General features: G+C 67.3%; 20 protein-coding genes. 14 read left to right on the top strand and 6 right to left on the bottom strand.

Features of this window, described 5'->3' with window-relative positions:
• Positions 1–136: 136 nt before the first annotated feature.
• Entirely contained in the window at positions 137–1,855 is a 1,719-nt protein-coding gene (ggt, locus tag QZ853_RS09685; RefSeq protein WP_295572409.1) for a gamma-glutamyltransferase, read from the bottom strand.
• Positions 1,856–2,516: 661 nt separating this feature from the next.
• Here ggt and ilvC point away from each other — a divergent pair.
• The 9 genes from ilvC (at position 2,517) to leuB (ending at position 12,172) form a co-directional block, all read left to right on the top strand.
• A complete protein-coding gene (gene ilvC / locus QZ853_RS09680) occupies positions 2,517–3,491 on the top strand; it encodes a ketol-acid reductoisomerase (RefSeq protein ID WP_008265163.1) in 975 nt (324 codons plus the stop codon).
• A gap of 39 nt (positions 3,492–3,530) precedes the next feature.
• Entirely contained in the window at positions 3,531–5,267 is a 1,737-nt protein-coding gene (ilvG, locus tag QZ853_RS09675; protein ID WP_295572405.1) for an acetolactate synthase 2 catalytic subunit, read from the top strand.
• The gene (locus QZ853_RS09670; RefSeq protein WP_295572403.1) at positions 5,251–5,502 is read left to right on the top strand and encodes an ACT domain-containing protein; all 252 of its coding nucleotides are present in this window, start codon (positions 5,251–5,253) and stop codon (positions 5,500–5,502) included. Before ilvG ends, QZ853_RS09670 begins: the two co-directional genes overlap by 17 nt.
• Positions 5,503–5,598: 96 nt before the next feature.
• Positions 5,599–6,690, top strand: coding sequence for a threonine dehydratase (locus QZ853_RS09665; RefSeq protein ID WP_295572401.1), 1,092 nt, complete (start codon positions 5,599–5,601; stop codon positions 6,688–6,690).
• Positions 6,687–8,273, top strand: coding sequence for a 2-isopropylmalate synthase (locus QZ853_RS09660; RefSeq protein ID WP_295572399.1), 1,587 nt, complete (start codon positions 6,687–6,689; stop codon positions 8,271–8,273). Before QZ853_RS09665 ends, QZ853_RS09660 begins: the two co-directional genes overlap by 4 nt.
• Before the next feature lie 10 nt (positions 8,274–8,283).
• Positions 8,284–9,063 (top strand): class I SAM-dependent methyltransferase, encoded by a 780-nt coding sequence (locus QZ853_RS09655; RefSeq protein ID WP_295572396.1) that lies wholly within the window; start codon positions 8,284–8,286, stop codon positions 9,061–9,063.
• A 61-nt stretch (positions 9,064–9,124) separates the two neighbouring features.
• Positions 9,125–10,543, top strand: coding sequence for a 3-isopropylmalate dehydratase large subunit (gene leuC, locus QZ853_RS09650; protein WP_295572393.1), 1,419 nt, complete (start codon positions 9,125–9,127; stop codon positions 10,541–10,543).
• Positions 10,543–11,121, top strand: coding sequence for a 3-isopropylmalate dehydratase small subunit (gene leuD, locus QZ853_RS09645; RefSeq protein WP_295572391.1), 579 nt, complete (start codon positions 10,543–10,545; stop codon positions 11,119–11,121). The genes leuC and leuD overlap by 1 nt, the downstream gene beginning before the upstream one ends.
• On the top strand, positions 11,111–12,172 hold the full coding sequence (gene leuB, locus QZ853_RS09640; RefSeq protein WP_295572388.1) for a 3-isopropylmalate dehydrogenase: 1,062 nt from the start codon (positions 11,111–11,113) through the stop codon (positions 12,170–12,172). The genes leuD and leuB overlap by 11 nt, the downstream gene beginning before the upstream one ends.
• Positions 12,173–12,270: 98 nt before the next feature.
• Here the strand turns inward: leuB and QZ853_RS09635 are convergent, their stop codons facing one another.
• Positions 12,271–13,044, bottom strand: a complete 774-nt coding sequence (locus QZ853_RS09635; protein ID WP_295572386.1) for an SDR family oxidoreductase — start codon at positions 13,042–13,044, stop codon at positions 12,271–12,273.
• Between the two features lie 117 nt (positions 13,045–13,161).
• On the opposite strand from QZ853_RS09635, the gene QZ853_RS09630 reads away from it, so the two are divergent.
• Positions 13,162–14,067, top strand: coding sequence for a LysR family transcriptional regulator (locus QZ853_RS09630; protein WP_295572383.1), 906 nt, complete (start codon positions 13,162–13,164; stop codon positions 14,065–14,067).
• Positions 14,068–14,195: 128 nt separating this feature from the next.
• Here QZ853_RS09630 and QZ853_RS09625 read toward each other — a convergent pair whose 3' ends face one another.
• Entirely contained in the window at positions 14,196–17,357 is a 3,162-nt protein-coding gene (locus QZ853_RS09625; protein ID WP_295572381.1) for an efflux RND transporter permease subunit, read from the bottom strand.
• A 4-nt stretch (positions 17,358–17,361) separates the two neighbouring features.
• Positions 17,362–18,492, bottom strand: a complete 1,131-nt coding sequence (locus QZ853_RS09620; RefSeq protein ID WP_295572378.1) for an efflux RND transporter periplasmic adaptor subunit — start codon at positions 18,490–18,492, stop codon at positions 17,362–17,364.
• Between the two features lie 115 nt (positions 18,493–18,607).
• Here QZ853_RS09620 and QZ853_RS09615 point away from each other — a divergent pair, with 115 nt between their 5' ends.
• The 3 genes from QZ853_RS09615 to QZ853_RS09605 all read left to right on the top strand — a co-directional run bounded on the left by QZ853_RS09615 (position 18,608) and on the right by QZ853_RS09605 (position 21,448).
• Positions 18,608–19,285: a TetR/AcrR family transcriptional regulator gene (locus QZ853_RS09615; protein WP_295572376.1), complete on the top strand. Its 678-nt coding sequence runs from the start codon at positions 18,608–18,610 to the stop codon at positions 19,283–19,285.
• A gap of 140 nt (positions 19,286–19,425) precedes the next feature.
• A complete protein-coding gene (locus tag QZ853_RS09610) occupies positions 19,426–20,073 on the top strand; it encodes a protein-L-isoaspartate O-methyltransferase (RefSeq protein WP_295521874.1) in 648 nt (215 codons plus the stop codon).
• Positions 20,074–20,089: 16 nt separating this feature from the next.
• Positions 20,090–21,448: a TolC family outer membrane protein gene (locus QZ853_RS09605; RefSeq protein WP_295572373.1), complete on the top strand. Its 1,359-nt coding sequence runs from the start codon at positions 20,090–20,092 to the stop codon at positions 21,446–21,448.
• 89 nt (positions 21,449–21,537) lie between these two features.
• On the opposite strand, the gene QZ853_RS09600 is transcribed toward QZ853_RS09605, so the two are convergent.
• Both QZ853_RS09600 and waaA read right to left on the bottom strand, forming a co-directional pair.
• Positions 21,538–22,767 (bottom strand): amino acid transporter, encoded by a 1,230-nt coding sequence (locus QZ853_RS09600; protein WP_295572370.1) that lies wholly within the window; start codon positions 22,765–22,767, stop codon positions 21,538–21,540.
• A gap of 222 nt (positions 22,768–22,989) precedes the next feature.
• On the bottom strand, positions 22,990–24,288 hold the full coding sequence (waaA, locus tag QZ853_RS09595) for a lipid IV(A) 3-deoxy-D-manno-octulosonic acid transferase (protein WP_295572367.1): 1,299 nt from the start codon (positions 24,286–24,288) through the stop codon (positions 22,990–22,992).
• Positions 24,289–24,348: 60 nt separating this feature from the next.
• On the opposite strand from waaA, the gene QZ853_RS09590 reads away from it, so the two are divergent.
• A complete protein-coding gene (locus QZ853_RS09590) occupies positions 24,349–25,266 on the top strand; it encodes an LpxL/LpxP family Kdo(2)-lipid IV(A) lauroyl/palmitoleoyl acyltransferase (RefSeq protein ID WP_295572364.1) in 918 nt (305 codons plus the stop codon).
• The last annotated feature ends 14 nt before the right edge of the window (positions 25,267–25,280 follow it).

Here is a 25,280-nt window from a genome sequence, read left to right as displayed (position 1 = left end):
CCGCGCCATGGATGGCGCGGCTAAGCCTACAAGGACGTATTTACGGCGTCCCCCGACACTCCCACCCGCACGCCCCAGCGCATGAACCTGCTCTGGCGATCAGCCGCGAGGGGGCTCAGCCCGATGGCCGGGAAACTCAGTACCCCGCCGCCTGCCCATCCTTTCGGCTCTCCGACGCGCCGTAATACACGCCCGTATCCGGATCACGCATGATCGCCTGGTACCCGCCATACGGGCCGTCGGCGAACACGATGCGATGCCCCTTGCGCATCAGCGCGCGCACCGTCTCGTAGGGGAAGCCGGTTTCCAGATTCACTTCGCCACCATCGGTCATCGCCATGGCCTGCCCGGTCGGTTCAGTCGAACCTTCGTGCTGGATGCGTGGTGCGTCACCGGCTTCCTGCAGGTTCATGCCGAAATCCACCAGGTTCATCACGATCTGCGCATGACCCTGCGGCTGCATCGCACCACCCATCACGCCGAAGCTGGCATACGGCTTGCCGCCCTTGGTGATGAACGCCGGGATGATGGTCTGGAACGGGCGCTTGCCCGGCGCGTAGCCGTTGGGATGGTTCTTCTGCAGCACGAACATCTCGCCGCGGTCCTGCAGGATGAAACCCAGTCCCGGCGGCGCCATGCCGCTGCCCATGCCACGGTAGTTGGACTGGATCAGCGACACCATCATGCCGTCTGCGTCGGCCACGGTCATGTAGATCGTGTCGCCCTCTTCCAGCTGTTTCGGCGTGCCCGGCTGCACTTCCTTCAACGCCTTGTCCATCGAGATCAGCGCGCGGCGCTGCGCAGCGTATTCCTTGGAAATCAGTTTCTGCACCGGCGCGGGCTGGAACGCCATATCGGCGTAGAAGCGCGCGCGGTCGGCGAACGCCAGCTTCTTCGCTTCCACGAACAGGTGCACATGCTCGGGTGAGCCGAACGGAATCTTCGAGAAATCGTAGCCTTCCAGCACATTGAGGATCTGCAGCGCGGCGATGCCCTGGCTGTTCGGCGGCAGCTCCCATACGTCGTAGCCGCGGTAGTTGCTGCTGACCGGCTCGACCCACTCGCCGTGGTGGTCGGCCAGGTCCTGGTAGCTCAGGTAGCCACCGTTGGCCTTGAAGTAATCGCCGATGGTGTGGGCGATCTCGCCCTTGTAGAAGGCATCACGGCCGCCGTCGGCGATCTTCTGCAGAGTGCTGGCCAGGTTCGGGTTCTTCCACATCTCGCCCTTGCGCGGAGCGTGGCCGTTGATCGTGAATTGTTCCTTGAAGCCCGGGTACTTCGACAGCTTCGGCACCGAGCGGTCCCAGTAGTAGGCGATCACTTCGGCCACCGGGTGCCCTTCGCGGGCGTAACGGATGGCGGGGGCCAGGTTGTCGGCCATCGGCTTGCGGCCAAAGCGGTCGTGCAGGGCGAACCAGCCATCGACCGCGCCGGGCACCGACACCGGCAGCGGGCCGGTGGCCGGGATGTCCTTCAGGCCGCGGCGCTGGAACTCGGCCAGGGTCAGCGACTTCGGCGAGCGGCCCGAGCCGTTGTAGCCGTAGAGCTTCTGCGTCTTCGGGTCCCACACGATGGCGAACAGGTCGCCGCCGATACCGTTGCCGGTCGGTTCCATCAGGCCGAGCGCCGCGTTGGCGGCGATCGCCGCGTCCACCGCGGAGCCGCCGCCCTTCATCACGTCCAGCGCGATCTGGGTGGCCAGCGGCTGCGAGGTCGCGGCCATGGCATGCGGGGCGATCACCTCCGAGCGGGTGGCGAAGGTGTGGCCGGTGATGCGGTCGGCGGCGAAGGACAGCGCCGGCAGGGCAACAAGCACGGCGGCAGCAAGCAGGGAACGGGCAAGGCGTCGGGACACGGTCGGGTTCCGATGGAAGGGTGGTTCCCCGATCTTCACCGCTGTAGCCCTCAGCGGGCATCGGGCAGAGGTCATGGGCGATGGTCTTTCGATGGGTGAGAATCACCCGGAATCCGCGCAAAAAACGTGCTGAAAAGAGTGAATTCGGGTTCACCGAAACAATTTCAGCGGCAACCATCCTTGTGCCGCAAGCGATTGCGCCGGATGCTTGCGAAACCGTAAAAAATTCTTCGACGAGGGTTGACACCGCCGAAATGGCTGTGTTTCTCTCGATTGCATGTTGCATCACAACACACCACCGCGAACCCACATCGAAGCCGCCGACACCGGCGCCGCCTCGCTGCGTTCGATTCTTGTGCTCGTACTTATTACCCAACCTACAGGTGCGGGACGAGCCAGCGTGTAAGCAACAAACACACCGGAACTCATCAAAAACCCGCACCCGCCCCGGTGCGGGTTTTTTCATTTCAGGACCTGGTTTCAGACGCAACCACCATGCACACCGCCCATCGCAAAACCCGGACCCACACCTCCACGACGCCTCGTGGGGGCTGTGCCTGTGCGATGCGCGGCGCCTCCTCCACCGTTTTCCCCTGACCGGCCGGCACGTCACCTCGACGACCGGCCGTTCTTTTTCTTCCCACCGCAAGGAACCTCCCCCATGAGCACCAACGACCTGCCCCAGACCAAGATCGCCGTCATCGGCTACGGCAGCCAGGGCCGCGCCCACGCGCTGAACCTGCGCGAATCCGGCTTCGATGTGGTGGTAGGCCTGCGTCCGGGCGGCCCCACCGAGGTCAAGGCGCAGGCCGATGGCTTCACCGTCAAGGCACCGGCCGAAGCCGTGAAGGATGCCGACCTAGTCGCTGTGCTGACCCCGGACATGGTGCAGAAGAAGCTGTACGACGACGTGCTGGCGCCGAACATGAAGCAGGGCGCGGTGCTGTTGTTCGCGCACGGCCTGAACGTGCACTTCGACATGATCAAGCCGCGCGAGGATCTCGACGTGGTGCTGGTCGCACCGAAGGGCCCGGGCGCGCTGGTTCGCCGCGAGTATGAAATCGGCCGCGGCGTGCCGTGCATCTGGGCGGTCTACCAGGACAAGAGCGGCAAGGCCGCCGACTACGCCCTGGCCTATGCCGGTGGCCTCGGCGGTGCCCGCGCCAACCTGATCCAGACCACCTTCAAGGAAGAAACCGAAACCGATCTGTTCGGCGAGCAGGCGGTGCTGTGCGGCGGCGCTTCGGCGCTGGTGCAGGCCGGATTCGAGACCCTGGTCGAAGCCGGCTACCAGCCGGAGATCGCCTACTACGAAGTGCTGCACGAGCTGAAGCTGATCGTCGACCTGTTCTATGAAGGTGGCATCTCGCGCATGCTGGAATTCATCTCCGAAACCGCGCAGTACGGCGACTACGTCAGTGGCCCGCGGGTGATCGACGCCGGCACCAAGGCGCGCATGAAGGAAGTGCTGAAGGACATCCAGGACGGTACCTTCACCAAGAACTGGGTGGCCGAGTACGAAGCGGGCCTGCCGAACTACAACAAGTTCAAGCAGGCCGACCTGGAGCACCCGATCGAAAAGGTGGGCAAGGAACTGCGCGCCAAGATGGTCTGGTTGCAAGGACAGGCCGCGTAACCGCGCGGCCCTCCCCCACCCGCTTTGCAAGGTTCCCCCATGAACTCTTCCACACATCGCAGCGCGCCGCCCAATGGTGCGCGCTGGCTGACCCAGGCGCTGGAGGCCGAGGGTGTCCGCACGCTGTTCGGCTATCCCGGCGGCACCATCATGCCGTTCTACGACGCGCTGGTGGATTCGTCGCTGAAGCACATCCTGGTACGCCATGAGCAGGGCGCGGCGCTGGCAGCCAATGGCTTCGCCCGCGCCAGCGGCCAGGTCGGCGTCTGCGTGGCCACCTCTGGCCCGGGTGCATCGAACCTGGTCACCGGCATCGCCGACGCGATGCTGGATTCGGTGCCGATGGTCTGCATCACCGGCCAGGTCGGCACCCCGCTGCTGGGCACCGACGCCTTCCAGGAGCTGGATGTGTTCGGCCTGACCATGCCGATCGTCAAGCACAGCTGGCTGGTGCGCAGCGTCGATGACCTGCCGCGCGTGGTCGCCGACGCCTTCCGCATTGCCCGCGAAGGCCGTCCCGGCCCGGTGCTGATCGACCTGCCCAAGGACGTGCAGCTGGCCGATGCCAGCCATCTGCCGGCGCACGTGCCGAGCAGCATCGAACCACCGGCGGCGCCGGCCGACGCCACCATCGCCGACGCCATCGCCGCACTGGCTGCAGCCGAAAAGCCGGTGGTCTACGCCGGTGGTGGCATCGCGCTGGGTGATGCGGTGCAGGACCTGCGCGACTTCGTTGAAGCCAGCGCGATTCCTACCGTGATGACCCTGCGTGGCCTGGGCGCGCTGCCGGCGCATCATCCGCAGTCGCTGGGCATGCTGGGCATGCACGGCACCCGCGCGGCCAACATGGCAGTGCAGGAAAGCGATCTGCTGCTGGTGCTGGGTGCACGCTTCGATGACCGCGCCACCGGCAAGCTGGCCGAGTTCGCACCGTTCGCGCGCGTAGTCCATATTGACGCTGACGCCTATGAGATCTCCAAGCTGCGCAGCGCCGATGTTGCCGTGCCCGGCAATGTCGGCCATGCGATCCGCGCCCTGCGTGCGGCCTTCCCCTCCCCCAAGGCCCACCAGGACGCATGGCGCAGGCGCTGTGCACAGCATCGCGATCGCTTCGCCGCGCGCTATGACGCACCGGGCCAGCACATCTACGCCCCGGCGCTGCTGAAGCGCCTGAGCGAGCTGGCGCCAGCCGATGCAGTGATCGCCTGCGACGTGGGCCAGCACCAGATGTGGGTGGCCCAGCACTGCCGCTTCAACCACCCGCGCAACCACCTGACCAGCGGCGCGCTGGGCACCATGGGCTTCGGCCTGCCGGCGGCGATGGGCGCGCAGTTCGCCTGCCCCGAGCGCACCGTAGTGCTGGTGTCCGGTGATGGCAGCTTCATGATGAACGTCCAGGAGCTGGCCACCATCGCCCGCTGCCGCCTGCCGGTGAAGATCGTGCTGCTGGACAACAGTTCGCTGGGCATGGTGCGGCAGTGGCAGGAGCTGTTCTTCGCCGAGCGCTACAGCGAGATCGACCTGTCCGACAACCCGGACTTCGTGGCACTGGCGCAGGTATTCGGCATCGCCGCCAGCCGCATCGATGCACGCGACGACGTCGAAGGCGGCCTGGCCGCACTGCTGGCCGAACCCGGCCCGGCGCTGCTGCACGTGGCCATTGATGCCCGCGCCAACGTGTGGCCTCTGGTGCCGCCGAACACTGCCAACAGCACGATGCTGGAAAGCAACCCCGCCCATGCTCGCCAGGAGACCCCCAATGCACTACCGGCTTGACCTGGTGCTGCACCCGGCTGAAGGCGCGCTGCTGCGCGTGATCGGCATGGCCGAACGCCGCGGTTTCGCACCGCGTGCGATCAGCGGTGCGCCCGTGGCCGCCGACGATGGCCGCTGGCACCTGCAACTGGTGGTGGACGGTGAGCGCCCCGCCGAGACGCTGTGCCGGCAGATCGAGAAGATCTACGACTGCGTGTCCGTGCAGGTCACCGCCGTGGAAGGAGTATCGTCATGAACACCCGTACCGTAGCGACCACGGTGCCGGTACGGAGGCGTCTTCTTCGCCGCCCGTGCCCGCATGCGGCGGTCGCCCGCACCCCGCTGGTGGCCCATGCCGGCCGCTGATGCCAGCCAGGAAAGCGATGTCGGCGACGTAAGCGTTGCCGACGTCCTGGCAGCGCAGGCCCGCCTGCGCCGCTTCCTGCCACCAACCCCGCTGCACCATGCCGAACGCTTCGGTACCTGGCTGAAGCTGGAGAACCTGCAGCGCACCGGTTCCTACAAGGTACGCGGCGCATTGAATGCGCTGCTGGCCGGTCGCGAGCGCGGTGACACCCGGCCGGTGATCTGCGCCTCGGCCGGCAACCATGCGCAGGGCGTTGCGTGGGCGGCCTATCGCCTGGATGTGCCGGCCATCACCGTGATGCCGCACGGCGCACCGGCCACCAAGATCGCCGGCGTCGCTCACTGGGGCGCCACCGTGCGCCAGCATGGCAACAGTTACGATGAGGCCTACGCCTTCGCGGTCGAACTGGCGCAGCGCCACGGCTACCGTTTCCTGTCCGCGTTCGACGATGCCGATGTGATTGCCGGCCAGGGCACGGTCGGCATCGAGCTGGCCGCGCACGCACCGGACGTGGTGATCGTGCCGATCGGCGGCGGTGGCCTGGCCTCGGGCGTTGCACTGGCGCTGAAATCACAGGGCGTGCGCGTGGTTGGTGCGCAGGTGGAAGGCGTTGACTCGATGGCGCGCGCGATCCGCGGCGATATCCGTGAGATCGCCCCCGTCGCCTCGCTGGCCGATGGCGTGCGAGTGAAGATCCCCGGCTTCCTGACCCGCCGCCTGTGCACCTCGCTGCTGGACGACGTGGTGATCGTGCGCGAAGCCGAGCTGCGCGAAACCCTGGTCAGGCTGGCGCTGGAAGAACACATCATCGCCGAAGGAGCCGGCGCGCTGGCCCTGGCCGCCGGGCGCCGCGTAGCCGGCCGCCGCAAGTGCGCGGTAGTGTCCGGCGGCAACATTGATGCCGGCGTGCTGGCCGGCCTGCTGACCGACATCCGTCCGCGCCCGCCACGCAAACCGCGGCGACGGCGCAGCGAAACACCCCGCTCGCCCGACAGGGCCAGCACGCCGTCCGCCCCCACCTCTTCCCCTTCCCACCTGCAAGCCGCAACGCCCGCTGTCGAGGAGATTTCCCTGTGACCACCATCGAACGAATTACCACCCCGCGCATCCGCATCTTCGACACCACCCTGCGTGACGGCGAGCAGTCCCCCGGCTGCAGCATGAGTCCGCCGCAGAAGCTGGTGATGGCGCGTGCGCTGGACGAACTGGGCGTGGACATCATCGAGACCGGCTTCCCGGCCAGCTCGCAGTCCGACCGCGAGGCGATGGCACTGATCGGCCGCGAACTGCGCCGCCCGAGCCTGAGCCTGGCGGTGCTGTCGCGCTGCCTGCAGGCCGATATCGAAACGTCCGCCCGTGCGCTGGAAGCGGCGGCCAATCCGCGCCTGCACGTGTTCCTGTCGACCAGCCCGCTGCACCGCGAGCACAAGCTGCGCATGACCCGCGAGCAGGTACTGGAGTCGGTGCACAAGCATGTAGCGCTGGCCCGCTCCTACATCAACGATGTCGAATTCTCGGCCGAGGATGCCACCCGTACCGAGCTGGACTACCTGATCGAAGTCTCGCGCGTGGCGATCGCCGCCGGCGCCACCACCATCAACCTGCCCGACACCGTCGGCTTCACCACGCCGGAAGAGATCCGCGCGATGTTCCAGCAGGTCATCGCCGGCGTCGCCGACGTACCCAATGCCGCCAACGTGATCTTCAGCGCGCACTGCCACAACGATCTGGGCCTGGCCGTGGCCAACTCGCTGGCCGCCATCGAAGGTGGCGCGCGCCAGGTCGAGTGCACCGTCAACGGCATCGGCGAGCGTGCCGGCAACTGTTCGCTGGAAGAGATCGCCATGGTGCTGAAGGTGCGCCAGGCCTTCTACGAGCAGGACAGTTCGATCAACACTCCGCGCATCGTCGGCACCTCGCAGCTGCTGCAGCGCCTGGTCGGCATGCCGGTACAGCGCAACAAGGCCATCGTCGGTGCCAATGCCTTCGCTCACGAATCGGGCATCCACCAGCACGGCATGCTGCGCCATCGCGGCACCTACGAAATCATGCGTCCGGAAGACGTGGGCTGGGAGGACTCGCAGATGGTGCTGGGCCGCCACAGTGGCCGCGCCGCCGTCGAAGCGCGCCTGCGCGCGCTGGGCTTCTGGCTGGACGAAGACGAGCTGAAGCTGGTGTTCGAACAGTTCAAGGGCCTGTGCGAGCAGCAGCGCGTGGTCACCGATGCCGACCTGCAGACGCTGATGCAGGGCGGCTCCAATGCACAGGGCTACCGTCTGGCCTCGATGACCATCAGTGACGTCGGCAGCCGCGCCAACGCGCTGGTTGAACTGTCCGACCCGGACGGCAACCGCGTGGCCGAGACCGCGCAGGGCGACGGCCCGGTCGATGCACTGTTTGGCGCGCTGTCGGCTGCCACAGGCGTGCAGCTGATGCTGGACAGCTACCACGTGCACAGCGTCGGCATCGGCGCCGATGCGCGTGGCGAAGCCAACCTGAGCGTGCGCCACGAGGGCGTGGAGTACGACGGCACCGGCACCAGCAAGGACATCATCGAAGCGTCCGCGCTGGCCTGGCTGGATGTTGCCAACCGCCTGCTGCGCCAGCGCCAGGCCGCCGCCCACAGCAGCACCGACATTGCTACCCCCGCCACCGCCTGAGGAAGCCGAGATGAGCGCCTTCGATACCCCCACCCCGACCAGCGCCGCTGGCCAGCAGTGGAATGCCCAGGACTATGCAATCGATGCCGGCTTCGTGCCACTGCTCGGCGGCGCGGTGGCGCGCCTGCTCGATCCGCGCGCCGGTGAGCGCATCCTCGACCTGGGCTGTGGCGATGGCGTACTCAGCACCGAGCTGGCGCTGAGCGGTGCGCGCATCCACGGCGTGGATGCCTCGCCGGAACTGGTGATCGCCGCCCGCGCGCGCGGTGTCGACGCGCAGGTGATGGACGGCCATGCGCTGTCGTTCGACAGTGAGTTCGATGCGGTGTTCAGCAACGCCGCGCTGCATTGGATGGGCAACCCCGACCGCGTGCTGGAAGGCGTGCGCCGGGCGTTGCGCGCTGGCGGCCGCTTCGTTGCCGAATTCGGCGGCCATGGCAACGTGGCCACGATCATCGCAGCGCTGCAGGCCGCACGCGTGGCCCATGGCTACGGCGCCAGTGCCTTCCAGTGGTACTTCCCGACCGCCGATGCCTACGCCGACCGCCTGCGCCAGCATGGCTTCCAGGTGCAGCTGATCGAATGCACGCCGCGCCCGACGGCGCTGCCGACCGGCGTGGCCGGCTGGCTGCGCGTCTTCGCCGCGCCGCTGCTGGATGACCTGCCCGCCAATGCCCGTGCCACTGTGCGCGACGCCGCGGCTGCACTGCTGGCCGATCTGCCGCGCAACACCGCCGGCCAGCCGCTGGCCGACTACGTGCGGCTGCGGGTCCTCGCCCGCCGCCGCTGACTCAACACTTTTCGCTATCTTTCCTGATGTCCGCACCTTCGTACTTCCGCCAGGCACACGCATGACTTCCGCACCCCGCACCCTGTACGACAAACTGTGGGACGCCCACGTGGTGGTTCCCGAATCCGACAGCGCGCCCGCCGTGCTGTACATCGACCTGCACCTGATCCACGAGGTCACCTCGCCGCAGGCCTTCACCGAGCTCCGCGAGCGTGGCCTGTCGCCGCGCCGGCCGGACCGCACCAAGGCGACGATGGACCACTCCACGCCGACCCTGCCGGCCGCCGCCGACGGTACGCTGCCCTATGCCAGCGCCGCTTCCGAAGCGCAGGTGGCCACGCTGGCGCGCAACTGCGCCGAACATGGCATCGAACTGTTCGACATGGCCTCGGACAACCGCGGCATCGTCCACGTGATCGCGCCGGAACAGGGCTTCACCCAGCCCGGCATGACCATCGTCTGCGGCGACAGCCACACCTCTACCCACGGTGCCTTCGGCTCGCTGGCGTTCGGCATCGGCACCAGCGAAGTCGGCCATGTGCTGGCCACGCAGTGCCTGCTGCAGCGCAAGGCCAAGACCTTTGCCATCACCGTCGATGGCCCGCTGGCGCCCGGCGTCGGTGCCAAGGACGTGGTGCTGCACATCATCGGCGTGATCGGCGTCAACGGTGGCACCGGCCACGTCATTGAGTTCCGTGGCAGCACCATCGAGGCGATGGACATGGAACAGCGCATGACCCTGTGCAACATGTCGATCGAAGCCGGCGCGCGTGCCGGCATGGTGGCGCCGGACCAGGTCACCTTCGACTTCGTCGCCCGGACGCCACGTGGTCCCAAGGGTGCCGAGTTCGACGCCGCCGTCACACGCTGGAAGCAGCTGCGCAGCGATGAGGGCGCACGTTTCGACAGCGAAGTGCATATCGATGCGGCCGACATCCGCCCGACGCTGACCTGGGGCACCCACCCGGGCACGGCCATCGCCGTGGACGCGCCGATTCCGGCCGCCAACGATGCCGCCGCGCAGAAAGGCCTGGACTACATGCATTTCCAGGCCGGCAAGGCGCTGGCCGGTACGCCGGTGGACGTGGTGTTCGTCGGTTCGTGCACCAATGGCCGCCTGAGCGACATGCGCGAGGTGGCGCAGGTGCTCCGCGGTCGTCGCGTCGCTGACCGGGTTCGCATGCTGGTGGTGCCGGGCTCGGAGATCGTCAAGCGCGAGGCCGAGGCCGAGGGTATCCATGAGATCGTGCGTGCGGCCGGAGCGGAGTGGCGCGAGCCAGGCTGCTCGATGTGCATCGCCATGAACGGCGATCTGGTTGCACCCGACCAGCTGGCCGTGAGCACCAGCAACCGCAACTTCGAAGGCCGTCAGGGTCCCGGTTCGCGCACGCTGCTGGCGTCGCCGATGAGCGCGGCGTGGGCCGCGGTGAACGGGCACGTCGCCGATACCCGCGAACTGTTCGCACAGGAGGTGGCGTGATGGCCGGTTTCCGTACCCTGACCTCGTCCAGCGTGGTGCTGCGCCAGACCAACATCGATACCGACCAGATCATTCCGGCGCGGTTCCTGTCCACCACCGAACGTGCCGGTCTGGGCCGCAACGCCTTCAATGACTGGCGCTGGCAGGCCGACGGTTCGCCGGTGGCCGACTTCGCCTTCAACCAGCCGCACAACGCCGGCCGCAGCATCCTGCTGGCCGGGCGCAACTTCGGCTGCGGCTCATCGCGCGAGCATGCACCCTGGGCACTGACCGACCTCGGCCTGCGCGCCATCGTCAGCAGCGAGATCGCCGATATCTTCCGCGGTAATTCGCTGAAGAACGGCCTGCTGCCGATCGTGCTGGACGAAGCCGACGTGCAGGTGCTGATGCAGCGCCCGGACGATGAGCTGACCATCGACGTGGCCACGCGCGAACTGCGCACCCCCGATGGCCGCGTCTATTCCTTCCCGCTGGATGGCTTCTCGCAGACCTGCCTGCTGGAAGGTGTCGACCAGTTGGGGTATCTGTTGGGCCGCGTCCCTGAAATCGAACGTTACGAGAGTGAGCATGCACGCTGAAATTGTTGTCCTGCCCGGTGATGGCATCGGCCCGGAAGTGGCCGCCGCAGCAGTCGCCGTCCTGAAGTCTGTCGCCGAGCGCTTCAACCACACCTTCACCTTCAGCGAGCACGATATCGGTGGCATCGCCATCGACCGCCACGGCGAACCGTTACCTGCCTCGACGCTGGCTGCCTGCAAGGCCGCCAATGCGGTGCTGCTGGGCGCCGTGGGTGGCCCGAAGTGGTCCGACCCGAATGCCAAGGTGCGCCCGGAGCAGGGCTTGCTGGCGATCCGCAAGGCACTGGGCCTGTATGCCAACCTGCGCCCGGTGCGCACCCATGAAGCCGCGCTGCACGCCTCGCCGATCAAGGCCGAGCTGCTGCAGGGCGTGGACTTCGTGGTGGTGCGCGAACTGACCGGCGGCATCTATTTCGGCGACAAGACCCGCGACGCCGATAGCGCCAGCGACCTGTGCCGCTACACCGTGGGCGAGATCGAGCGCGTGCTGCGCAGCGCCTTCCGCTTGGCCCAACAGCGTCGCGGCAAGGTCACTTCGGTGGACAAGGCCAACGTGCTGGAGACTTCGCGCCTGTGGCGTGACGTGGCCGCGCGCATCGGCCGCGAGGAATTCCCGGACATTGCCCTGGAGCACCAGCTGGTCGACTCGATGGCCATGCACCTGCTGGCCAAGCCGCGCGAATACGACGTGATCGTGACCGAGAACATGTTCGGCGACATCCTCACCGATGAGGCCTCGATGCTGGCCGGCTCGCTGGGCCTGCTGCCCTCGGCCTCGCTGGGAGAGCCGGGCGCGGTGGGTATCTACGAACCGATCCATGGTTCGGCACCGGACATTGCCGGCAAGGGCATCGCCAACCCGTACGCAACGATCTTCAGCGCGGCGATGCTGTTGCGCCATTCGCTGGGCTTGGAAGCGGAGGCAACAGCGGTGGAAGCGGCCGTGCATGCGGTGCTGGATGAGGGTGTGTTCACTGCCGACCTGGCCGCCAGGGGCCAGGCAGTGAGCACGGCCGCCGCCACCGACGCGGTACTGGCAAAGCTGGCCTGATCCATCGGGCAACCCGTCGTGGCCGCTGCCCGACATTGAACTGTGCGCAGCCACCCATGGGGTGGCTCTGCTGTAGAGCCACTCCATGCGTAGCTTCCTTATTTGGTGGTGTACCCACCATTGACCAGAATCGTCTGCCCGGTCATCCACCAGCCATCGGTCACCAGGAAGCGTATCCATGGCACGATGTCGGCGATGTCGGTCAGGCCAGTGCGGGTGAAGGCCGACAGCGCCGCTGCGGTCTTGTGATACGCCTGCGCATCAGCACTCTCGGCCGGGTAGAAGAACGGCGTATCCATCGGGCCGGGGCCGATCGCGGTCACCGAGATGCCACGCTCGCCGAACTCCTTCGACGCGGCACGCGTGAAGTGCTCGACCGGCGCTTTGGTGCCGGCGTAGCTGGAATAGAACGGCGTGTACGCACCCAGCAATGAGGTGACGACGGTGCAGATGCGGCCACCATCGTTGACGTGGCGACCGGCTTCCTTGAGGAAGAAAAAGGCGGCCTTGGCGTTGACCGCGCTCATCTGGTCGTACTCCGCTTCGCTGATCTCCAGCAGCGGCTTCTTCAGTACCTTGCCCACGGTGTTGATCGCGATATCGGGGCGACCGACCGCTGCCACGGCATCGGCAAACAAGCGCTCCATCGCTGCGGCCGAGGTCAGGTCGCCCTGCAGGGCAACGGCCTTGCTGCCGGCGGCCTGCACCGCGGCGACGGTGGCTTCGGCATCGGCGTGGGTGGCGGCGCTGTTGTAGTGGATGACGATGGCCTGGGCGCCCTGCGCGGCGAAATCACGGGCCAGCAGGCCGCCCAGATTCTTGGCGCCACCGGCGATCAGCACAGTCTTGCCCTTGAGGGAATGATCGGACATGGGTTCGGTCTCGGGAGGGGGCTGCCCGGGGTGGCAACCCTGCCCTGACGACGATATCGTGCAGAAAAAGCGGATAAAGCCCGCCACATTGACTTAACTTTCCAGAGTCAGCGAACAATGGACCGGATCGATCGCTTCCGTATCTTCACCCGTGTGGTTGATTGTGCCAGCTTCACCCGCGCCGCCGACCAGCTCGGCCTGCCCCGCTCGACGGTTTCGGCAGCGGTGGCCGAACTGGAGCAGCGGCTCGGCACCCGCCTGCTGCAGCGCTCGACCCGCCGCGTCTCCACCACCCACGATGGCGACGTGTTCCATGCGCGCTGCCTGCGCCTGATCGCCGAAGTCGAAGACGTCGAAGCCCTGTTCCGCCAGGACGACGCGCAGCCTACGGGCCTGCTGAAGATCGACGTGCCCAGCCGCATCGGCCGCCGCATCATCGCCCCGGCCCTGCCGGATTTCTTCGCGCGGCACCCCCAGGTGGAAGTGGATCTGGGCATGACCGACCGCGCGGTGAACCTGATCGAAGACGGTTGCGATGCGGTGCTGCGGGTCGGCCAGCTGGGCGATTCCAGCCTGGTGGCGCGCACGCTGGGCCGGCTCGACTTCGTTAACGTCGCCGCGCCGGCGTACCTGCGTGAACACGGCATGCCGCAGCAGCCTGCCGACCTGCAGCAGCACCGTGCAGTGAACTACGCCTCGCCGACCACGGCACGGGTGGAACCGTGGGAGTGGCAGGAGGGCGCGCAGCTGCGCACATTGCCGATGCCCGGCTGGGTGCGGGTGAACAGCGCAGAAGCGTCGATCGCGTGCTGCGTGGCCGGGCTGGGGTTGCTGCAGATTCCGCGTTACGACGTGCAGGCGGAACTGCAATCCGGCGAACTGGTGGAAGTGATGCCGCAGTACGTGGCGCAGCCGCTGCCGGTGACCCTGCTGCAGCCTCATCGGCAACACCGTGCGCAACGCGTGCAGGTGTTCATCGAGTGGTTGTTGCCGGTGCTGCGGTCCGGCCTGCAGCTGCAGTAGATCCACGCCATGCGTGGATCCATGCATTCGTGCCACCCAAGGTTGGCACCCACCTGGGAAGGGAACAACCGGCATGGGTGGGGTCAGAGCCCTTTCCCCGAGGGAAAGGGATCCGACCCTGGTTGGCGTTACGCCCCGGATTCGTCCGGCTTGACCCGGAACCACGCGGCGTACAGCGCCGGCAGGAACACCAGGGTCAGCACGGTGCCCACGATCAGGCCTCCCATGATCGAGATCGCCATCGAGCCATAGAACGCGCTGCGCGACAGCGGAATCATCGCCAGCACAGCGGCAAGCGCGGTCAGCACGATCGGGCGGAAGCGGCGCACCGTGGCGTCGATGATCGAATGCCAACGGTCATGCCCGGCATCGATGTCCTGCTGGATCTGGTCGATCAGGATCACCGAGTTGCGCATGATCATGCCGGCCAGCGCAATCGTGCCCAGCAGTGCCACGAAGCCGAACGGCGCACGGAACAGCAGCAGGAACAACGTCGCACCGATGATGCCCAGCGGCGCGGTCACCAGCACCATCGCCGCGCGCGAGAAACTGCGCAGCTGCAGCATCAGCAGCGTGGCCACCACCACCAGGAACAGCGGCATGCCGGCCTTGATCGAGTTCTGACCACGTGCCGAATCCTCCACGGTACCGCCGGTTTCCAGCAGGTAGCCGCTGGGCAGCTCGGCACGGATGCCGTCCAGCGTCGGCAGGATCTGGTGCACCACGTCCAGCGGCTGCATCCCATCGCTGATGTCGGCGCGCACGGTCACCGTTGGCAGGCGATTGCGGTGCCAGATGATGCCGTCCTCGAAGCCGTATTCCATCGTCGCCACCTGCGACAGCGTGATGCTGCCGCCGTTGGCGGTGGGCATCGACAGGCTCGACAGCAGTTCCAGCTGGTTGCGCTCATCGGCCGGGCCGCGCAGCAGCATCTCGATCTGGCGATTGCCTTCGCGGTACACGCTCACCGATTGCCCGGCCAGCGAACTGGACAGGAACTGGCTGACCTGGGCACTGCTCACGCCCAGCGCGCGGGCGCGCTCCTGGTCGATCACCAGCCGCACCACCTTGCTCGGCTCGCTCCAGTCCAGGTTGACGTTCATCACGTGCGGGTTCTCGCGAACCTTGGCCTCGACCTGGCGCGCGATCGCCTGCACCTTCTCGATGTGCTCACCGGAAATGCGCATCTGCACCGGATAGCCGACCGGCGGGCCGTTCTCCAGGCGGGTCACGCGCATCTGCACGTCCGGGAACTTCGGGATCACCTCGTGCAGCAGCCAGTCGCGGGTGCTCTCGCGCGACTTGATGTCCTTGGCCAGCACCACGAACTGGGCGAAGTTGGTCGCCGGCAGCTGCTGGTCCAGCGGCAGGTAGAAGCGCGGCGAACCGGTGCCCACGTAGGACACGTAGTTGGCGATGCCCTCGCGGCTGGACAGCAGCTTCTCCAGCTTCTCGGCCTGGGCCTGGGTCGAGCGCAGTGACGCGCCCTCAGCCAGCTCGATGTCCACCATCAGCTCCGGCCGGGTCGAATCCGGGAAGAACTGCTGCGGCACGAAGCGGAACATCATCAGCGAGAACACGAACAGGGCGACGGTCGCGGCGATCACCCACCAACGGTGGCGCAGGCAGGTATCGAGGAAGCGGCGGAAGCTGCGATAGAACGGACGCTGGTACGGATCATGGTCATGCCCGTGTTGCGGCGGCGCGATCAGGTTGGCCAGCGACGGGTAGCGGTCGGCCCACTGCTGGCGCTTGGCATGCCAGCGCGCGGACAGGCTGCCCGGCTTCGGCGGCTGCGGATTGAACAGGTCCGGCAGCATCTTGTCGCCCAGATACGGGATGAACAGCACCGCTGCGATCCATGAAACCACCAGCGCGATGGTCACTACCTGGAACAGCGAGCGGGTGTATTCGCCGGTGCTCGAGGCCGCAGTGGCGATCGGCAGGAAGCCGGCTGCGGTAATCAAGGTACCGGTCAGCATCGGGAAGGCGGTCGATTCCCAGGCGAAACTGGCCGCGCGCAGGCGATCGAAGCCCTGCTCCATCTTGGTGGCCATCATTTCCACCGCGATGATCGCATCGTCCACCAGCAGGCCCAGCGCCAGCACCAGCGCGCCCAGCGAAATCTTGTGCAGGCCGATGTCGAAGTAGTGCATGACGAAGAAGGTCATCGCCAGCACCAGCGGAATGGTCACGCCCACCACCAGGCCGGTACGCAGGCCCAGCGAGAAGAAGCTGACCAGCAGCACGATCACCACCGCCTCAGTCAGTACCTGCACGAACTCGCCGACCGACTCCTCCACCGACTGCGGCTGGTCGGACACCTTGCGCAGCTGCATGCCGGCTGGAAGGGTCTTCTGCAGGCGTTCGAACTCGGCATCGAGGTTGGCACCGAGCTTGAGGATGTCGCCGCCATCCTTCATCGCCACCGCCAGGCCGATCGCCTCTTCACCCATGAAGCGCATCTTCGGCGACGCCGGATCGGCAAAGCCGCGCTTGACCTCGGCGATGTCGCCCAGGTGCACGGTGCGCTCACCGGCGCGGATCGGGAACTGGCGGATCGCTTCGATGTCATTGAACTGGCCGGTCACGCGCAGCTGCACGCGATCGGTGGCGGTCTCGAAAAAGCTGGTGCCGGTCACCGCGTTCTGGTCGGCCAGTGCCTGCTGTACCTGCTGCATCGACACGCCCAGCGTGGCCAGGCGGGTGTTGGACAACTCGATCCACACCTTCTCGTCCTGCAGGCCGACCAGGTCGATCTTGCCGACGTCGGGCACGCGCTGCAGCTCCAGCTGGATGCGGTCGGCATAATCACGCATCACGGCGTAGTCGAAGCCTTTGCCGGTCAACGCATAGATGTTGCCGTAGGTATCACCGAACTCGTCATTGAAGAACGGACCGACGATCTCGCGCGGCAGCGTCGCACGGATGTCGCCCACGCGCTTGCGCACCTGGTACCACAGGTCCGGAATCTGCTTGGAACGCAGGCTGTCGCGGGCCATGAAGATCACCTGCGATTCGCCCGGGCGCGAGTAAGAGCGGATGAACTCGTACTCGCCGGTGTTCATCAGCGCCTTCTCGATCGGCTCGGTCACCTGCCGCGAAACCTGCTCGGCAGTGGCGCCCGGCCACAACGTGCGCACCACCATCGCCTTGAAGGTGAACGGTGGATCTTCGGACTGGCCCAGGTGCTTGTACGACCACGCGCCGATCAGCGCGAAGGCGAGCATCGCAAACAGCACCAGCGGGCGGTTGGCCAGCGCCCACTCGGAAAGATTGAAGCGGCGCACCGGCTTACTCCTTGGCCTTGGCAGCGGCGGGCGAGGCGGCCGGCTTCAGTACCGGGCGGTTCTGCCGGTCCACCGCGATCACCGGCTGGCCGGCACGCAGCAGATGGCCGCCGGCGGCGACCACCCAGTCACCCGCACCGACACCGGACAGCACCGGCACCGTCTCGCTGCCATAGGCACCGGTGGTGACCACTGCAGCCTTCAGCGTGCTGTTGGCCGGATCGACCACCCACACGCTGGCGGCACCGTCGGCACCGCGCTGCAGTGCGCCCAGCGGCAACTGCAGGGTGCCGAGGCGGCCGGCGCTGCTGTAGACGCGTGCGCTCTGGCCCAGTTCGACATCGGCCAGCGCTTCGGCGGCCAGGCTGACGCGGGTGGCATAGGTCCGCGCCTGCGGATCGGCGGCGGCGGCAATCTCGCGGATCGTGCCCGGCAGGCGCTGGCCCGGGCGGTTCCACAGTTCCACCGCGACCGGCTGGCCCACCGCGTAGTCGCGGATGGTGGCTTCGGGCAGATCGATCAGCACTTCGCGGCCCCCGTCGGCGGCCAGATTGAAGATGGTCTGGCCCGCCGGCACCACTTGCCCGGCTTCGGCCTCGCGGCTCGCGATCACGCCGTCGGCCGGTGCGCGCAGCTGCGCGTAGCCGGCCTGGTTGCGCAGCACATCGAGGTTGGCGCGAGCGGCATTGGCCTGGCCCTGTGCGGCCTTGAACGCAGCAGACTGCTGGTCCAGCTGCGAGCGGCTGACCAGCTGCTGGTCGGCCAGCACCTGGTAGCGCTTGAGGTCGTCACGGGCGCGCGCCAGGTCAGCTTCGGCCGCAGCCAGCTGGGCCTGCGAGGCACGGGCCTGAAGCGCGAAGTCCGCCACGTCCAGCTCGGCCAGCACCTCGCCCTTCTTCACCCGCTGGCCGGCATCGACGTAGCGCTTGACCAGGTTGCCGCCGACGCGGAACGACAGCGGGCTTTCCTGGCGGGCGCGGACCGTGCCCGGGAACGCCGCCGGCGCCTGACCGGCCTGCTCGCCCGGATGTACCACCAGCACCGGCACGGCCGCCTGCGGCGTCTGTTCCTGTCCCGAGCAGGCTGCCAGCGCAGCCACCCACACCATACCGCCCATCCAGCGCACGATCTTCATCGGTCAACATCCTGAAACGCAGGGTCCAACAAGGGGGAGCCGCGACAACCGGCCCAATTTAGTAAACCGGCCGGTATAGTATAAATATCGAACCGCTTGGTCTAGTATTGATGCGATGAGTTCTTCCACTTCCCGCAAGCCGTCGGCCAAGCCCGCTGCCAAGGCCGCCGGCCCCGGGCGCCCCAAGGACCTCGGCAAGCGCGCGGCGATCCTTGAAGCAGCCAAGGCCCTGTTCATCGAACAGGGCTATACCGGCGTGAGCATGGACAGCATCGCCAGCCAGGCCGGCGTCTCGAAGCTGACCGTGTACAGCCACTTCGGCGACAAGGAGACCCTGTTCTCCGAGGCCGTGCAGTCCAAATGCATTGAAATGCTGCCCGACGCGCTGTTCGTGGCCGACGCCGATGGCCCGCTGCGCGACCAGCTGATCGGCATCGGCCTGGCCTTCTTCAAGCTGATCACCTCCGATGCGGCAATCTCGATCCAGCGCATGATGATGGCGCCGGAGACCGACGAGCGCTTGCGCGAGCTGTTCTGGCAGGCCGGCCCGGAGCGCACCTGCGAGGCCCTGGCCGACTTCCTGCGCGCCCGCGGCGAGCGCGGCGAACTGGACATTCCCGACTATTACCTTGCCGGCCAGCAGTTCCTGACCCTGGTGAAGGGCGAAGTGCACATGCATATGATGTGCGGCATGCCACTGTCACCGGTGGAGTGCGACCCTCTCACCCACGTGACCGCCAGCATCGACTTCTTCCTGCGCGCCTACGCGCCGCGAGGGGCCGCAACCGGCTGAAACGGCAAACCTGAATGAACCGGAGGTCGCGATGACTTCCGGCACTGCGACCCCGGCCCCCCGGCAGCTGATGCTCTGGGCGCGCCGCCGGCCTCCGGCACCGGTAAAATGGCCGGCCCACTGCGCTGGATTTGAACCTCATGACGATTGATTACGCCCACGCCCGCGAACTGATGGTGGAACAGCAGATCCGTCCCTGGGACGTGCTGGACATCAAGGTGCTCGACGTACTGGCCCGCCTGCCGCGCGAGGCCTTTGTCGCCGACGCGCATCGGGCGCTGGCCTACGCCGACGTCGAACTGCCGATCGGCAACGGCCAGAAGATGATGAAGCCGGTCATCGAGGGCCGTACCCTGCAGGCGCTGGACCTGCAGCCGGGTGACGAAGTGCTGGAAATCGGCACTGGCAGCGGTTTCCTGGCCGCCTGCATCGGCGCGCTGGCGCGCGACGTACTGAGCCTGGAGATCGACCCGGAACTGGCTGCCGCCGCGCGCGCCCGCCTGGACGCTTCCGGCCTGGGCAGCAATATCCGCGTCGAAGTGGCCGATGCCCTGGCCTGGCAGACCGAGCGCCGCTTTGACGTGATCTGTGTCACTGGTGCCGTCGACGTGGTGCCGTCACAGTTCGCCTCGTGGCTGCGTCCCGGTGGCCGCCTGTTCGTGATCCACGGTCGCTCGCCGGCAATGGAGGCCCTGCTGGTCAAGGCCGACGGCAGCACCGAGTCCCTGTTCGAGACCGATATCGATTACCTGCGTGGTGCCGCCCCGGCCCCCCAGTTCCACCTCTGAGTCCAAGGAAGCCGCAATGATCCGCCGATCCCTCGCTGTTGCGCTGGCCACTGCCCTGCTGCCGTTGTCCGCCCATGCCGCCGACCTGCTGCAGGTCTACGAAATGGCGCGCAACGGCGATCCGCAGCTGTCCGCCGCCGAATCGACCCGGCTGGTCGACAAGGAAGGCGCCGTGCAGGCACGCGCCGCCCTGCTGCCGCAGATCAATGGCCAGGCCACGCTGAACCGCACGCGCAGCGAGCCGAACGCCGACATCAACTCCGGCTCATTCACCAACAAGCGCCGCAATTACACGATCGACGGCAGCCAGACGCTGTTCAACTGGACCCAGATCAACAACCTGCGTTCGCAGCGCGAGCTGAGCAAGGCCGCAGACTTCACCCTCGATTCGGCCAACGACAGCCTGATCGTGCGCACCTCGGCGGCCTACTTCAACGTGCTGGTGGCGATCGAATCGCTGAACGCCGCACAGACCAATGAAGCGGCCGCGAAGAAGCAGTTCGACTTCGCCGACAAGCGCCTGGAAGTGGGCCTGGCGCCGATCACCGACGTGCACGAAGCCCGCGCCCAGTACGACCAGGCGCGCGCCAACACCATCGTTGCGCAGAACACGCTGGCCGATAACTACCAGGCCCTGACCGAACTGACCGGCCAGCCGGTGGTCAACCTGCGTGGCCTGCCGGCCGACTTCCGCCCGGAAGTGCCGGCCAACCGCGGCAACATCGACGAACTGGTGCACCAGGCCACCACCCAGAATCCGGCGCTGAAGGCGCAGGAACTGAAGGTCAGCGCCGCGGAAGCCGGCGTGCAGGCCGCGCGTGGTGGCCACTACCCGACCCTGTCGCTGGGCGGCAGCTGGGGCAAGACCGCGACCTGGGGCGACAGCACCGGCTCCGGCTCGCTGTCCCCCGATGCCCGCACCAACAGCATCGGCCTGACCCTGAGCGTACCGATCTTCTCCGGCGGCGCCACCCAGTCCGGCGTGCGCCAGGCACTGGCCCAGCGTGACATCGCCCAGGACGGTTACGAGCAGCAGAAGCGCGCCCTGGACCGCAACACCCGCAATGCCTACCAGACCCTGGTGCAGGGCATCAGCGAAGTGGAAGCCCGCCGCCTGGCGGTGGTCTCGGCACAGAGCGCCTACGACGCGTCGCAGGTCGGCCTGGAAGTCGGTACCCGCACGGTGCTGGACGTGATCCAGAACCAGCGCATCCTGTTCTCGGCGCAGCTGGACTATGCCCAGGCCCGCTACACTTTCCTGCAGAACCGCCTGTTGCTGAGCCAGTCGCTGGGTGCGCTGGACGTGGCCGAACTGCAGGACGTCAACCGCCTGCTGACCCAGGACGCGGGCAACCCGGCAACGACCACGCGCTGAGTCGTCGCTCTGCCTGCGACGGAAAAGCCACCCGCAAGGGTGGCTTTTTTGTGGGCGAAGCCTCCGTGCAGCTTGGCATCCACGGGGCATCACACCGGCCAGGAGCGTATCCGGTCGACGGCCGCCAGCAGGCACAGCGCCGCCGCCGATGGCGCCAGCAGCGGCATCACGCGCGGCATCACCGCCTCCACGCGCAACGCGGCCAGGCACAGCGCAGCCATCACCAGCAGGGTCACGGCGCCCGGCAGCGCGGGCAGCATGCCCATCGGCACCCACAATGCCAGCAGCATCGCGCCCAGAACCAGGAACACGGTGGCGCGGCGATGCCGTTCGCAGCGTGGCCCTGTACCATCTGCTGGCCAGATCGCCGTTGCCAGTGGCGCGGCCAGCAGCAACAGCACCACCTGCAGCGCCGCCAGGCCGGCCACCCCGGCCAGCGGCAGCAGCGGCAGCAGCCACTGCAGGGACGGGTGGCCGTGCAACGCTACCGACAACGGCCGCGAGCTGGCCAGCGCCGGGAACTCGACCAGCCCCGCTTGCAGCGCGGCCAGCGCGATCAACAGCAGTGTTGCCACCAGCACCATCGCCAGCAACGCGTTCACATGGCGGCCGGAGGTCTTGCGGCGCAGGCCGGGCAGTCCCAGCGCCAATCCGGCGCTGGCGAAGACCCCGAGCAGCGGCAAGGTTGCGGCAAGTACGCCGCCGACCCCGAACCGATAGGGCGCGATCGCTTCGGGCAGCCAGGGTATCCAGTGCGCGTAGTGCACATGGCGGGCCGCCAGCACCAACAGCAACGCGCCGACGCCGACCTTCACCGTCACCAGGGCACACGCCGCCAGCACTGCCCGCCGCGGCGGCATCAGCGCACACAGGCCCCACAGCCCCAGGCCGGCCGCAGCAATGACCTGGACGGGCATGCCGTACCCCGGATCGAAGCCGGCATTGGCCAGCGCTACCTGCAGATGAACGGCCATCGATTGCGCGGCACCGGCCAGGGTCACCAGCAGTTCCAGCAGCAAGGCAGCACCCAGCAGGCCCGCCACCCTGCCGCCCCAACCTGCCGCCAGCAACCCGTGCAAGCCGGCCGTTCCAGGCAGGTGCCGGTGCACCCCACGCACGCAGCACAGCACCAGGCCGGCCGCCAGGGCGGCCAGCAACAGGCTCAGCACGATCGCCGGTCCGGCCTGTGCCGCCGTGTGCTGACCCACCAGCGCGATCACGCTGCCGCCCAGCAACAGGGTCAGCGCCACCACCGCAAGATGATCGGTCCCGGGCCGGGCATGTCCCATGTCGTCCAGGCTGCCACTGTCGCTGTCCATCGCAAGTTCCCTTGATATCCGCCCAAGCGCGGTCGACAGCAGGCTGGCAGTCCACGCGGCACGGCGGTACCGGATTTGATGCCACATCTGCAGGGATGTGATCGCCGGCACGCTCGATGAGGCAATTCCGGTCCAGCGACGACAGCGATCCGGTCGCTAAGCAGGCTTGATACAGTCGTTCACGACAGTGCGGCGGTGTGCCCGCGCGACCGCACGGCGTTGTCAGCTGCGCGGTGGCGGCAGATGCGGCGCCACCAGCGCCAGGGTCCGCTGCAGCGCGCCGCGGCCGTTGCTGATCAGCGTGCAGCCCGCACGCGCCATGTCCTCGCGCGCTTGCGGGCTGTCGAGAAGATGCAGCAGTAGTTCACCGACCGCCTGTACGTCCTCGCCGATCAGCAGGGCGCCGGCTTCGCGCATGCGCCGCGAAATCTCCGAGAAGTTGTGCAGGTGCGGACCGGTCACCGCGGCGGTCCCCATCGCGGCCGGCTCCAGCAGGTTGTGGCCGCCGATCGATTGCAGGCTGCCGCCGACGAACGCCACCTGCGCGCAGGCATAGAACGGCATCAGCTCGCCCAGCGTATCGATGACGAACACGTCGGAGTCCGCCTGTGGCCACTGTTGCGCGCGCCGCGTCGCGACGCTCCACCCCTGCTCACGCGCCAGCGCCTCCACCTTCGGGAAGCGTTCCGGGTGGCGCGGCGCCCACAACAGCAGCAGCCCGGGGTGCTGCTGGCGCAGGCGCCGGTGCAGATCGATCACCGCCTGCTCTTCACCATCGTGGGTGCTGGCGGCGATCCATACCGGTCGCCCCGCCGGAACGCGGGCATGGAACTGTTCGACGAAGCCCTGCACGTCCGGCGTGGTGATATCGAACTTCAGGTTGCCCAGGGCCTGCACCTGGCCAGGCTCCGCCCCCAGCTGTACGAAACGGTCGGCATCATCCTGCGACTGTGCAGCCACGCAGGTCACCGTGCGCAGCGCGCGGCGGATCAGTGCCGCCAGCAGCCGGTAGCCGCGCAGCGAACGGGCCGACAGGCGCGCGTTGAGGATGTACGCCGGAATACCGCGGTCGCGGCAGCCGAACAGCATGTTCGGCCACAGCTCGGTTTCCAGGATCAGGGCCAGGCTGGGCTGGAAATGGCCCAGGAAGCGGTTGACGCTGCCGGGCACGTCATACGGCAGGTAGACGTGGTCCAGCGCATCGCCCCACAGCGCACGCACGCGCTCGGAGCCGGTCGGGGTGATGGTGGTGATGACCCAGCGGATGTCCGGGCGCTGCTGGCGCAGCGCATTGACCAGCGGTGCGGCAGCATTGACCTCGCCCACCGACACCGCGTGCAGCCAGACCCGCGGCTGGCCGGTCGGTTGCGGATAGGACGCGTAGCGCTCGTCCCAGCGGCGGAAGTACTCACGGACCCGGAAGCCACGCCAGACCAGGTGGTACACGGTGATCGGCAGCAGGATGTAGAGCACGACCGAATACAGGCCGCGCAGGATCCATTCGACAGGGTCTTTGCGCATGCGGCAAGGATACGGGAGGCCCTTGGGAAAGACACGCGGCCGCCTTGGTAGAATGGGCCAATGTCCGATGCCACCACCGCCGTCCGCCCTTCGCTGCGCGACCCCCGCCACTGGCCGATGTTCACCGCCATGCTGGGCGCCTTCGCCATCGCCCGCCTGCCGTGGATGCTGCAGCGCGCGCTGGGCCGGGGCGTAGGCTGGATCAGTTGGCGCCTGCTGGGCAGCCGCCGCCGCGCTGCCGAGGTCAACCTGCAGCTGTGCTTCCCCGAGAAGGACGAGGCCTGGCGCCAGCGCCTGGTGCGCGACAGTTTCGATGCCCTGGGGGTGGGCGTGTTCGAGTGCATCCGCGCATGGTGGGGCAGCATCGACCGCATCCGCCCGCAGGTGCAGATCGAAGGCCTGGAACACCTGCGGCAGATGCAGGCCGAGGGCCGTGGCGTACTGCTGGTGTCGGGTCACTTCATGACCCTGGAAATGTGCGGGCGCCTGCTGTGCGACTACGTTGATCTTTCGGGCATGTACCGCAAGCACAAGAACCCGGTGTACGAATGGGCGGTGAAGTTCGGCCGCCTGCGCTACGCCAAGGCGATGTTCGCCAACGAAGACATCCGCGCCACCGTGCGACACCTGAAGAAGGGTGGCTTCCTCTGGTATGCGCCGGACCAGGACATGCGTGGCAAGGACACCGTGTTCGTGCCGTTCTTTGGCCACACCGCGTCCACCATCACCGCTACCCACCAGCTGGCGCGGATGACCGGTTGCGCGGTGATCCCGTACTTCCACCGCCGCGAGGGCGGCAGGTACTTCCTGAAGATCGGCGCGCCGCTGGAGAATTTCCCCAGCGAGGATGTGGAAGCCGATACCACGCGGGTCAACCAGGCCATCGAGGAGATGGTGCGCGAGGCCCCCGACCAGTACCTGTGGATCCACCGCCGATTCAAGCGGCAGCCGGGCGGGCGGAGCGATTTTTACAGGTAACCGGCGGGGGGGGA

The sequence above is a fragment of the uncultured Stenotrophomonas sp. genome (genome assembly GCF_913778665.1).
Lineage (GTDB): Bacteria > Pseudomonadota > Gammaproteobacteria > Xanthomonadales > Xanthomonadaceae > Stenotrophomonas.
Note: the sequence above shows the minus strand (reverse complement) of the source record. Positions and strands in the feature narration are given on the sequence as shown.

Coding starts and splice junctions, on each gene's coding strand:
- ilvC (WP_008265163.1), top strand. CDS start 2,517: ATGAGCACCAACGACCTGCCCCAGACCAAGATCGCCGTCATCGGCTAC.
- ilvG (WP_295572405.1), top strand. CDS start 3,531: ATGAACTCTTCCACACATCGCAGCGCGCCGCCCAATGGTGCGCGCTGG.
- QZ853_RS09670 (WP_295572403.1), top strand. CDS start 5,251: ATGCACTACCGGCTTGACCTGGTGCTGCACCCGGCTGAAGGCGCGCTG.
- QZ853_RS09665 (WP_295572401.1), top strand. CDS start 5,599: ATGCCGGCCGCTGATGCCAGCCAGGAAAGCGATGTCGGCGACGTAAGC.
- QZ853_RS09655 (WP_295572396.1), top strand. CDS start 8,284: ATGAGCGCCTTCGATACCCCCACCCCGACCAGCGCCGCTGGCCAGCAG.
- leuC (WP_295572393.1), top strand. CDS start 9,125: ATGACTTCCGCACCCCGCACCCTGTACGACAAACTGTGGGACGCCCAC.
- leuD (WP_295572391.1), top strand. CDS start 10,543: ATGGCCGGTTTCCGTACCCTGACCTCGTCCAGCGTGGTGCTGCGCCAG.
- leuB (WP_295572388.1), top strand. CDS start 11,111: ATGCACGCTGAAATTGTTGTCCTGCCCGGTGATGGCATCGGCCCGGAA.
- QZ853_RS09635 (WP_295572386.1), bottom strand. CDS start 13,044: ATGTCCGATCATTCCCTCAAGGGCAAGACTGTGCTGATCGCCGGTGGC.
- QZ853_RS09630 (WP_295572383.1), top strand. CDS start 13,162: ATGGACCGGATCGATCGCTTCCGTATCTTCACCCGTGTGGTTGATTGT.
- QZ853_RS09620 (WP_295572378.1), bottom strand. CDS start 18,492: ATGAAGATCGTGCGCTGGATGGGCGGTATGGTGTGGGTGGCTGCGCTG.
- QZ853_RS09615 (WP_295572376.1), top strand. CDS start 18,608: ATGAGTTCTTCCACTTCCCGCAAGCCGTCGGCCAAGCCCGCTGCCAAG.
- QZ853_RS09610 (WP_295521874.1), top strand. CDS start 19,426: ATGACGATTGATTACGCCCACGCCCGCGAACTGATGGTGGAACAGCAG.
- QZ853_RS09605 (WP_295572373.1), top strand. CDS start 20,090: ATGATCCGCCGATCCCTCGCTGTTGCGCTGGCCACTGCCCTGCTGCCG.
- QZ853_RS09600 (WP_295572370.1), bottom strand. CDS start 22,767: ATGGACAGCGACAGTGGCAGCCTGGACGACATGGGACATGCCCGGCCC.
- waaA (WP_295572367.1), bottom strand. CDS start 24,288: ATGCGCAAAGACCCTGTCGAATGGATCCTGCGCGGCCTGTATTCGGTC.
- QZ853_RS09590 (WP_295572364.1), top strand. CDS start 24,349: ATGTCCGATGCCACCACCGCCGTCCGCCCTTCGCTGCGCGACCCCCGC.